The following is an 11,225-nucleotide window of genomic DNA, read 5'->3' on the forward strand; positions in this document are numbered from 1 at the left end:
AAGCCTTCCCTGCGCAGCGCAGGCCCAAAGCTACAGCAGAAAAGTTCACGCAGGATCATAGCTGGACCGTCTGCCGCAGCCTCGCCGACGCCGACCAAGCCGTGCGTTACATGAAGCTCGATCCTGTTCTTTGGGTCGAGTTCTTTAAACGGAAGAACAACGAACAACAGCCCGGCGAGACTCCTGCCTGCGTCGACCTGCATAAAGACGAGCAGATCACCCTAAGTGATGTCTCCCAGGGCACCATCTTGATGATGGGCTGCTACCGCCCGTCGGGCTATAATCGCTGCTTCTGGTCCATCGCGTTCGCCTAGAAGCAGCGCTGCTGATGCTATTGGTCCGAGGGATTTACGGGAGATAATGACGGCAGAAATTCCGCCTCACTAATCACGCTCTAACCCGAGCATCTCATGCACTATGGCTCGCAGGGCCTTTCAGCGGAACTCCTGCAAAAGTTATTCCCAGACGAGCTACTGTTGCGCCTCAGTCGACTTGCTTCCAGCACGTTCAGCCAGTTTTCCGACTTGCTCCTGAAGGACGCGACGTAGAACCTTACCGACAGGTGTCTTGGGAAGGGTGTCGAGGAAAACTACGCAACGAGGAACCTTGTATCTCGTAAGGGAAGCGCGAGCGTGTTCGATCACGGCAGCTTCGGTTAGGTTCAAATCCCGCCTCACCACACAGGCGATGATCGCCTCACCCGTTTCAGGATCCGGCACGGAGACAGCCGCCGCCTCCAGGATTCCGTAATGCCGCGTGAGGACATCGTCGATCTCGCTTGGATAGACGTTAAACCCGCTGACGATCGCCATGTCTTTCTTGCGTTCTACGAGCGTGAGGTATCCGTCTTCGCTCATGGTCGCGATATCACCCGTCGCCAAAAAGCCTGAAGCGTCGAGGACGCGGGCCGTCTCTTCCGGCTGATTGAAGTAGCCGAGCATTACCTGAGGGCCGCGGATGTGAATCTCGCCAGGCTCGGTCGGAGCTGCGAGCGAACCGTCTTCTCGACGTATCTCGATCTCAGTCGAACAGACGGGAAAGCCTATGCCGCTACGCGAGGATCGTTGGCCAAGCGGGTTCATCGCAGCAACACCAGCGACTTCGGTTAGCCCGTATCCATCGATAATCGTCAGCCCTGTGGCCGCTTTCCAGGCTTCGGCTACGGCAGTCGTCAGAGGCGCTCCGCCGGAACAACAGGCAGCAGTCTCGCTGAAGTCGACCTTCCGAATTCCGGGATAGCGCGCCAGCGCTTGGAAGAGGCTGGGCACGCCGGCAAGGTTTCGAAAACGATGTCGCTGCATTTCAGCGACGAGGCCATCGAGATCCCGAGGATTAGCAATCAGCACGCCACAGCCGCCGAAGATGAAGCGGTGAACAACTTGGCAGATGAGCGCAAACGCGTGATAGAGCGGCAATGCAACAAGATACTTTTCTCGTCGCCCATCGTTAATTGCTGCGAACCAATTCCCCAAGATTAGTGCGTTAGCCAGCACGTTTCCGTGGGTCAATATTGCTCCCTTAGCAAATCCAGTTGTTCCACCCGTATATTGCAGAAGAGCGGTATCGCCACGTTCGAGCACGACATTTGGGGCTGCGATCGATCTTCGGCGCGCTGTTACGCGCCGCCATCGTTGGTAGCCGTCGATTTGCCAGGGCGCTATGAGCTTGCGGATGCACCGCACGACGAAATTCGTCAGCAGACCCTTCGCCATACCGAGCTCGTCGCCTACAGAGGTGACGATGACATTTGGCACGACGATATGGCGAAGAGCTTCTTCAAGTGTCGCGCAGAAATTCTCTAGGACGATGACCGTCTTCGCCCCGCTGTCCCTGAGTTGATGCACCAGCTCTGGCGCGGTGAAGAGTGGATTCACGTTGACGACGACCAGACCGGCCCTGACGACACCGAAGAAGGCGATCGGATACTGCAGCACGTTCGGAAGCATGATCGCGACACGATCTCCGTGCTGCAGGTTGAGGACGTTGCGCAGATGACGGGCGAGCCGAGCCGATGCCTTATCGAGATCGCCGTATGAAAGTTCGCGGCCCATGCTGCTGAAAGCGGGGCGGTCCCGAAAGCGAGAGACTGCTTCCTCGAACATCTGTGCGAGTGAGTTGAAGCGCGCAACATCGGCATATTCAGGAACACCGGGATCGTAATGCGCAAGCCAAGCTTTGCTCATATTCGCACCCGTGAGAACGCGATAGCAAGCCAGTTTATCTGATTACCCGTGGCAACGTCCAGATTTTTTAATCGACGGATATTAGACAATATTTCTGAGATTCTGAAATCGCCGGATGTCGCCCGGCTCCGAGGCTACTATGCCGCGACGGTCAGAGTAGTCGAAGTCCTAGAAAAATTTGATCTAGTCGTAGGCAGTGCCTTATGGGACCACCGGAATCAGCGAAACATCGTTGGCAGACAGTGAAGCCGCATGGGACAAGCCGCATCATTGGGGGCGCATACGGGATGAGCTTTTACCCCACGGCGCCTGTGATATCGTCGGAAAGCCAAGCAGCCGAGGAGGCAGCTGAAGTGGTCGCCAGCTTGGCATTCACCAGGACGAAGACGACGGACTTGGGTCACCAAGCGGGTCGAACAACTCGTCCTCTGCACCGGCGGGGAAGAGTTTTGCTTCTGCGAGCCGCTTCTCGATGTGCTGAGGCCGAAGCTGATCCTCCAACCTGCGCAGGCGTGACTCTCCCCAAGCCATCATCCGTGATATCTGATCAAGATCGGTCGACCGGGTTCCTCATGCGACAACCGCCAGGGCTTCCCGCAGACCATCAGCACTGCGGCGCAGCTCTACCAGATGCTCGAAAAACTCTGTCCGGGCCTTTTCTCGTTCCTGCCGGGCCCGGGCCAGGTCACGACGACGCTGAAGCTCGGCCCATCGCCTTTCCCGCTCCTCACTATCTTCACGTCGCGCCTTACGGGCTGCAAGTAGAACCTCGATCCCATCAACGATGGAGGGAATGAGGCCCTCCAGGCGTTGCGATCGGCCGTCGGCCCAAGTCCGGCGAACGCCTTCGCTGTAGCCTTCGATTTGCAGGACCAATTCCCCAAGCCAGAGAGTGTCCTTGGACGGATAAGCGCGCCCGAAAGGCGGCAAGGGCCATCGCATCGGATTCCGATAATGTCGTTGGCGCTGTTCGTCTCGACGCGCGTCCGCGGCCAGCTCCTCGAGAGTAGGGACGTGGTCAACCGTCCGGGACCGCTCCTTCAGGACTATGATCACTTTATCGGGGCCGTCCACGACCTGCATAGCTGGACCGCTTGGTTCGAGCTGACGCCCTCGATCGGATAGAGCACGCGCCATGGCATCGAGGACGAACGCGGCGCGCTCGATGCTCTTTCTGCCGACGGAGACCCCGCATAAGCCGTCGCCGATCGCTTCAACCGCGGCCTCCGTCGGCTTGCAGCGTCGAAGCGCCTTAATCGTCTCGTGAACGGCCGGGTGGGGTGCGGTGACTGGCTCGAAGGCGACCGGGTCCAGTTTCGGCGGCCACAGGCGTTCGAGTTTCCTTTCTGCCCTTCGCGCCGCGATCACCTCGCGCACAGGTTCGGGCAACGCGACCGCGTTCGCGCCGATCTCGATTTGATTGAGACGCGCATCCTTCACTTCGACAAAGATGGCCTGCTTCGGCTTCTGCCCTGCTTCGAGCTTGGCCCAGTAGCCACGTGGAGGCGTCGGAATTCGATGCCGCTGGCAAGTCTTCTTCAGACCGACATCCGAGATCGTGAATTCGGCCGCGAGCCTGCTCATCGGCATCGACCAGACCAGATCGTAGACCTCTCCGAGTCAGATTTCGGTTTCGCATGGCAGTCCTCGAACCATGTGTCAGCCTTACATGATAGCCCCGGCAAGCTCCGACGTTCGAACTCGGCTCGAAATCGCAGCGGGTAGGGCAGGGGTGCCGGTCGATGTCGACCTAGGAAATGCTGCGTCGGGAAAGAGGCACGAATTGCCGGCGCTCGAACGGCACAGTCGAGGCGCCTCACGTGTGCCGCAGCGTTGATCCTGCTCCAAACGCCGGGCTCTGCGCACGCGACACAATTCGAACGCGTGACCTTTGCCGTTGGAGCTCTCCGGAGAATTGATAGCCGCGCGCCATCACACCGGCACCGTTGCGCGACGACGCGCAGGTGCAGCGCTGCACTTCTCATAATATCAGCGTTTCGTATGAAAAACAGATTTGCGTCTTCACGCAAAATGATGAATTTACAATTGTATATAAGAAAATATTTACCACGTAGATAATGCCGAGAACCCGACGTTACAACATGTGTTGGTCTTTCAACTTTGGAGGACCTCATGTCGGCATCAATTCTGTCCACCGTTACCCAACCCCTGCGATCGCTCGAATGGCTGATGGCGCCCGACGCACTGCTGTCGTCGACGGCTCTATCGACCGGTCAGCTTGGAAGCCTCGGGCCGATCACCTCGCTGATCGATACCGAGGTCGATCTGAGTTCGACGCAAGGCGCGACATCCGGGCTGCTCGAGCCGATCACGGAGATCGCCAACCAGACCGTCCTCGACTTCCATGCGGCATTGGAAAACGCCGGGCACGAGATAACGCCGGTCAACGGGCCGATCCATGGCCTCACCAACCTTGGCGAGACTATCGGCCTCGGCAAGCTCGGGGAGCCCGAGCATCTGCTCACTGACGCCACCGCGCTGCCGCAGGCGGTTCTCGGCGGCGGAGGCCTCTCCTCGGCCACTCCCATACTGAACGATGTCAGCAACGTGCTTGGTGTGACCGACAGGTTGATCGGCGCGGTCACCAACACCACAGCGGGCGGCAATCTGCTCTCGTCCAATGGGCTTCTCGCACCCGTCTCCAACCTCGCGAACACCGCCGTCCTGAACTTTCACGCCGATATCGAAGGGTTCGGTCACGATGTGCCTTTGCTCAACGACGCGGTGCACGGCTTGACCAATCTCGGCGAGACGGTCGGGCTCGGCCATCTCGGCACCGATGGCAATTTGCTGACCGATCTCGTCTCGCTACCGGGCGATCTGCTCGGCGGGCAGGGGCTCGAGGCCCTCCCCCCGATCCTGGCCGATGTCGGCAGCGTCACCGGAGCGGCGACGGGCCTGCTTCAGGACGTCATCCAGATCCCGGGGAGTCTGCTGGGCGGCCTCACCGGTGATGGCGGCGGCATTCTGGCGCCGGTGACCTCGCTGCTCGGCGGTCTCACCGGCGGCGAGGCCGGCTCAGGGCTGGGTGGCATCCTCGGCGGCTTGACCGGTGACGGCGGCCTACTCAGCCCGGTCACAGCGCTTCTCGGAGGCGTGACCGGCGATGGCGATGGCCTCACCGGAAACCTGCTCGACAGCGGAGGACTGCTCCAGCCCGTCGGCGACGCCGCCAACGGCCTGATCGACGGCATCCACGCCAACCTGGAGAATCTCGGCCATGATCTGCCGCTCCTGAACGACCCTCTCCATCAGGTTATCAATCTCGGCACCACCGTCGGGCTCGGTGCTCTCGGTGACGGCACCAACCTTCTCACCGATGTCGTCAATCTGCCTGGCAGCATCCTGAGCGGCGACGTGGCGGGCGGCCTCGACCACGTCGTGGGCGATCTCGGCAGCGTTGTGGGTGCAGCCGGCGGTGTCGTCGGCAGCGTGCCTGGCCTTCTTGACGGCGTGCTCGGAGGTCTCACCGGTAGCGTTGAAGGATCGACGGGCGGCAACATTCTGGCTCCCGTTACCTCCATTCTCGAGGGTGTGACCGGCGGAAGCGACGGTTCAAGCATCGGTGACGGCCTGCTCTCGCCAGTTACATCGATCCTCGACGGCGTGACCGGAGGCGATCATGGCTCGCCGGTCGACGGAATCCTCGCTCCCGTGACCTCGATCCTCGACGGCGTGACGGGTGGCGGCGGCGGGTCTTCCGGCGGCGGGCTCCTCTCGCCGGTGACCTCGCTTGTCGGTGGCCTGGCGGGCGGAGGCGGGGAGGGAGAGCACCCGCTGATTGATATTTCGGCTGGACCCACCACCTCCACGCCGGCTGCGAATGTCGGAGTCCTTACGCCTCCTGCCGAACTCTCCCACGCGGTGCAGGTCGGCGCGGTCAGCGTCGGCACGGACCAACCGAGCCTCCTCAGCGCGAACCTCCTCTCCGGTGATAGCCTTCCGCTGCCGGCCAGCGGCGGTGCCGCTGGGGATTCGCTTGTCGGCCAAGCCCTCGAGCTCGTCCACACCGCTTCCTCGGACGCGACGGGCATGGAAGCTTCGCACCAGGGCGGTCTCGATCTCGGCCTAATCTCGATCGATCTCGGCGGGCACACGGACGTCCATCACTCGGATCCGACGCCGCACTCGTCCACCGGAGGCCTGCACTTGCTCGGCCTCTGAGAATACGAGCCCCGCCGCCGTTCGCGGCGGGGATTTTTTCCGAACATCCCGGCCTGACGCGGCACGCGTCTCCCCCCGATCTGGAACCGAGACGTGAGCGAAGATCGTGTGCTGCGTTTGGCCAAATCCCGCGAATTCTGGAGTGCCGCAAAGGCGGGCCGAGGCGCTCTTCTGACCGTCATCGGCATCAGCGGTCTCATCAACCTGCTGATGCTGACCGCGCCGGTCTTCATGCTGCAGGTCTACGACCGCGTGCTGCCGAGCCGCAGCCTCGCCACCCTGGTCGGCCTCGCCGGCATCGCGCTGGTCCTCTTCATCGTCCAGAGCGCCCTCGAAGTGTTTCGCGCGCGCATCCTGTCGCGCTTCGGACGCCTCGTCGACGAGCGGCTCGGCGACCGCATCTTCCGGCACCTGCTCGCCCGCGGCTGCGAGGTGCCGCGCAGCGATGACGGCCCCCAGGCGTTGCGCGATCTCGATACGGTGCGCGGTTTCTTGTCGAGCATGGCCTTCACGGCCTTCTTCGACCTCCCATGGGTGCCGCTCTACGTCGCCGTCTGCTTCATGTTTCATCCCTGGATCGGCCTGACAATCCTGTGCGGCGCGGTGATGTTGTGCGGACTGACCATCCTCACGGACTGGGCCCAGGCCGGCCCATCTCGCCAGGCTGTGCTGGCGGCGAGCGAGCGGCGCTCCTTCACCGACATGGCGCACCGCACCGCGCCGCTGCTCTCGGCTTTGGGCATGCGCGCGCGCATCGCCGATCTCTGGCAGCAGCGCACGCAAAGGAACCTCGACGTCGCCGGCTACGGCAACGACCTCTCCATTGGCTTCGGCGCGAGCGCGCGGCTGATGCGGACGGTGCTGCAATCCGGCATCCTCGGCCTCGGCGCCTATCTCGTGGTGCGCGAGGAGGCGACGGCGGGCGTGATGCTGGCCGCCACCATCCTGTCCGCCCGCGCACTGGCGCCGGTCGATCTCGCCATCGCCAACTGGAAATCCTTTTCGGCTGCGCGCCAAGCCTGGACCCGCCTCGTCGCCTTCCTGCCGCGCAAGGCGGCGACAGACCCGACGCCCCTGCCGGCCCCGCGAGAGAGCTTGCGGGTGACGGCCCTCTCCGTCGCCATCCCCGGAACCGACACGTTGGCGCTGCATGACATCAACCTCGCCCTCGCACCCGGCAATGCGCTCGGTGTGATAGGGCCGAGTGCCTCCGGCAAGTCGACCTTCGCGCGCGCGCTGGTCGGCCTCGCCCGGGCGAGCCGCGGCGTCATCCGCCTCGACGGGGCGGCGATCGACCAGTGGGACCCGGACGCCCTCGGCCGCGCCATCGGCTACCTGCCGCAGGACATCGAGATGTTCGACGGCACCATCGCCCAGAACATCACCCGCTTCGATCCCGAGCCCGTTCCGGAAGCCCTGCTCTCCGCGGCACGGGCGGCCGGCGTGCACGAAATCGTTCTCCGCCTGCCTGGCGGCTACGACGCCCGCGTCGGCAGCGGCGGACTTGGGCTCTCCGGCGGCCAGCGACAGCGCATCGCTCTCGCCCGAGCGCTGTATGGCGATCCGTTTCTCGTGGTTCTCGACGAGCCGAATTCCAACCTCGATGTTGAGGGAGATCGCGCCTTGGCCGCGGCCGTTCAGGCGGTCCGAGCGCGGGGCGGTATCGTCGTCCTGGTCGCGCACCGCCCTAGCGCCCTGACGGCGGTCGACCGTATAATGGTGCTCGGCGAAGGCCGCGTGCAGCTGCACGGCCCGCGCGACGAGGTGCTCGCGAAGCTCAGCGCCCTGACCCGTCAGCAGCCCACGAGAGTCGCATGAGCACGCCAGCCGATCTCACCCGCGACACCCGCCGGTCGCTACGCCGGCACATCACGGGCGTCCTCGCAGTGATCACCCTGGCGACGGGTGCCGGCGCCTGGGCCGGCACGACTGATCTTTCCGGCGCCATCATCGCCAGCGGCTCGCTGGTGGTGGAGACCAATATCAAGAAGGTGCAACACCCGACCGGCGGCGTCGTGGCCGATCTAAACGTGCAGGAGGGCGCTCGCGTCCAGGCCGGCGACCTGTTGATCCGCCTCGATGCTACCACCGCCCAGGCGACCTACGACAGCGTCAGTAAGAGCCTTTTCGAATTGGCCGCACGCCGGGCACGGTTGGAGGCAGAGCGTGACGGGCTCGAAGCGGTCGAATTTCCCGCCGAGCTGACGGACGCTGGTCCTGAGGTCACCCGCATCGTCGAGGGCGAGCGCCGGCTGTTCCACTTCCGGCGTGAGGCGCTCCAGGGCCAGAAAGCACAGTTGAAGGAACGCGTCGGCCAACTTCAGGAGGAGATCAAAGGTCTCACCGAGCAGGCCGCCGGCAAGGAGCAGGAATCCACAATCATCAACCGCGAGTATGATGGTGTGCAGGACCTATGGAAGAAGAACCTTATCCAGCTCACCCGCCTTACTGCCCTCGAACGCGATATCTCGCGGCTCAAGGGCGAGCGCGGCCTGCTCATCGCCAACATCGCCCAGACCAGGGGCAAAATCTCAGAGACCGAGTTGCAGATCATCCAGCTCGAACAGAACCTGCGCAGCGATGTCGCCAAGGAACTCGCCGAGATTCGCGCCAAAGTCGCTACGCTCACCGAGCAGAAGATCACAGCTCTGGATCAGCTCAAGCGCATCGATATCCGCTCGCCGCAAGCTGGCTACGTGCACGAGCTTACCGTGCATACCCGCGGCGGCGTGATCTCACCGGGCGAGGCGATCATGCTGATCGTGCCAACCGCTGATTCTCTGGTCGTCGAAGTCCGCGTAGCCCCACAGGATATCGACCGCCTGCGCCTCGGCCAAGCCGCGGGCCTGCGTTTCCCGAGCTTCGACCAGCGCACGACGCCAGAGCTGAACGGCCGCGTCACCCGCATCGCCGCCGACGTCAGCGAGGACAAGCGCACGGGGAGCTACTATTACCTCGTGCGCCTCGGCGTCCCAAAGGACGAACTCAGCCGGCTCGACGGCGCCCGGCTGGTGCCCGGCATGCCGGTCGAGGCCTTCATCCGCACAGCTGACCGCACAGTCTTCTCGTATCTGACCAAGCCCCTAGCGGATCAGGCTCGGCGCGCGTTTCGCGAGAAGTGAGGCAGCCGAAGCGTTTCGCCGGTCGTCAACGCGCTCCTTGCCGCGCACGTCCGTTGGCAGAAGCGGTTAGATCACCGCCCACTCTGCATCCTCAAATTTCCAGGGAGAGAACACCTCCATCGATCAGCTTGCGCTATGACATGTCGTCCAGCGAGCGGCGCAGGAGCGGCACACACCGAACTCCGTGCCCGCATCGCATCCGCAGAGACATCGCCGAGCTTGAGCTACCCCCTCTCACCCGACACGATTCGAACGTGTGACCTTTGCCTTTGGAGCGTCTCGCCCTCATCCCTATGAGCGGCTCCCGCCGCCAATGCTCCGCCGTTGCACGAGACCGCAGCTTGGGCTACTCACGGCGCACGGTCAGCACCCGTAGCTCAGCTGGATAGAGCGTTGCCCTCCGAAGGCAAAGGTCACACGTTCGAATCGTGTCGGGTGCGCCACTTCCGTACAGAACTGCGAACACCGGGCGCGGCGGCTGAGCCGGCGGCGAGGACGGCGGCCTCCAGGCTGGCCTTGTCGCCCACGATGCGGACGACGTCCGCGCCCACCTCCACCCTGTCCACGATCGCCTGAAGCCACGCCTTGCGGAACGGCACCACCCCCGCCGTCACGTTCTCCCGCATTAGTTTGCCAAACCGCTCCACCAGCGCCGGCGCGATCTCGGCGGGCAGCCGTTCGGCCACTTGCATCCGGTCGAGCGCGGCCCTCGCCCGGTCCCGCTCCGCCTTCAGCGCCGCGATCCGCGCGGCCAGGATGTCGTCGAGTTCGGTCACGCCCTCCTCCACCATCCGGTAGAGCCGCGCCAGCTTCTCCTCCGCGCCCGCCGCCTCGCCCCGCAGCGCCGCCACGCGCCCGTCGACCTGCGCCGCCTTATCCGCCCGCAGCGACCACAGCGACGAGAGCGTCGCCCGCAGCCGGCCCGGCTGCAGCAGTTCCGCCACGAGATGATCCGTCACCAGCGCGTCGAGCGTGTCCATGCGGATCGACCGGCCCGTGCAGCCGGTCTTGCCCTGCCGCCCGTGCGTCGAGCAGCTGTAGTACTTGTGCACGTGGCCGGACTTCGACGTGCCCGTCCTCAGCGTCATCGGCCCGCGGCAGGTCGTGCAGGTGGCCAGACCCGTGAGCAGGATCGGGCCCGTCACCACCCGGGCGGGCGTTGTGCGCGGGTTGTGCGCCTTGAGCGTGGCCTGCACCGCCTCGAACTCGGCCACATCAATGATGGCCGGTACGCTGATGGCGTTCTTGGCTGTGAAAGTCCTTGCCGGAATATCCGCAAAGCGCCCATCCGATCGTTTGGGGTCGACGATTTCCCATTTGGAAGCAGACGTAGTCGGCGGACAGCTGATGGCCGCGTTGGGTGGTTTGGGGCTGGTCCGCGTTTAGGCGCCAATCCAGATTAGCGGACGTCGTCGCCGCGCCCGCTCCCGACCCTTATAAGACCTTTTAAGCGTCCGCTCCCCGCTTACAGACTACGCGACCCATGAGATGCGATGGCTTCGCTGATACGCCGCGCTATGATCGAATAATCGCCGTGCCAAATAGGAAGATCACGGAGATGATCTGTCAGCGCTGGGCGTCCGATCATCCGTTCGCAGGACACACCGCTGAAATCCTAAAACGCGAGGCAGTCAGAAACGCGCTCCGACCCGAAGTGCACGAGCTGGTGCGGCGCGAGTTGCTCAACCTAGAAATAGGGCAGCTAGCCAACTGAGTGGCGCAGATGATTACTCGG

At 63.4% G+C, this 11,225-nt stretch carries 7 protein-coding genes and 1 tRNA gene; 5 read left to right on the forward strand and 3 right to left on the reverse strand.

Annotation, left to right across the window (positions count from 1 at the left end):
• A partial coding sequence (locus tag MGN01_RS23845; RefSeq protein ID WP_170246120.1) for a hypothetical protein occupies window positions 1-314 on the forward strand: 314 nt, incomplete at its 5' end.
• A gap of 156 nt (window positions 315-470) precedes the next feature.
• Here the strand turns inward: MGN01_RS23845 and MGN01_RS22265 are convergent.
• Both MGN01_RS22265 and MGN01_RS22270 read right to left on the reverse strand, forming a co-directional pair.
• Window positions 471-2,183 (reverse strand): AMP-binding protein, encoded by a 1,713-nt coding sequence (locus MGN01_RS22265; protein ID WP_147048994.1) that lies wholly within the window; start codon window positions 2,181-2,183, stop codon window positions 471-473.
• A gap of 570 nt (window positions 2,184-2,753) precedes the next feature.
• A complete protein-coding gene (locus tag MGN01_RS22270) occupies window positions 2,754-3,767 on the reverse strand; it encodes a hypothetical protein (protein WP_170246121.1) in 1,014 nt (337 codons plus the stop codon).
• A 549-nt stretch (window positions 3,768-4,316) separates the two neighbouring features.
• Between MGN01_RS22270 and MGN01_RS22275 the strand changes: the two genes are divergently transcribed.
• The 4 genes from MGN01_RS22275 to MGN01_RS22290 all read left to right on the forward strand — a co-directional run bounded on the left by MGN01_RS22275 (window position 4,317) and on the right by MGN01_RS22290 (window position 9,933).
• Entirely contained in the window at window positions 4,317-6,368 is a 2,052-nt protein-coding gene (locus tag MGN01_RS22275) for a hypothetical protein (RefSeq protein ID WP_147048996.1), read from the forward strand.
• Between the two features lie 93 nt (window positions 6,369-6,461).
• A complete protein-coding gene (locus MGN01_RS22280) occupies window positions 6,462-8,186 on the forward strand; it encodes a type I secretion system permease/ATPase (protein WP_147048997.1) in 1,725 nt (574 codons plus the stop codon).
• On the forward strand, window positions 8,183-9,490 hold the full coding sequence (locus MGN01_RS22285; protein ID WP_147048998.1) for an HlyD family type I secretion periplasmic adaptor subunit: 1,308 nt from the start codon (window positions 8,183-8,185) through the stop codon (window positions 9,488-9,490). Before MGN01_RS22280 ends, MGN01_RS22285 begins: the two co-directional genes overlap by 4 nt.
• A gap of 366 nt (window positions 9,491-9,856) precedes the next feature.
• Window positions 9,857-9,933 (forward strand) — tRNA-Arg (locus MGN01_RS22290).
• Here the strand turns inward: MGN01_RS22290 and MGN01_RS22295 are convergent.
• Complete coding sequence (locus MGN01_RS22295) at window positions 9,904-10,704, reverse strand: recombinase zinc beta ribbon domain-containing protein (protein ID WP_238258552.1); 801 nt, start codon at window positions 10,702-10,704, stop codon at window positions 9,904-9,906. The genes MGN01_RS22290 and MGN01_RS22295 overlap by 30 nt on opposite strands.
• Window positions 10,705-11,225: the final 521 nt, after the last annotated feature.

The sequence above is a fragment of the Methylobacterium gnaphalii genome (genome assembly GCF_007992215.1).
GTDB classification, from domain to species: Bacteria; Pseudomonadota; Alphaproteobacteria; order Rhizobiales; family Beijerinckiaceae; genus Methylobacterium; species Methylobacterium gnaphalii.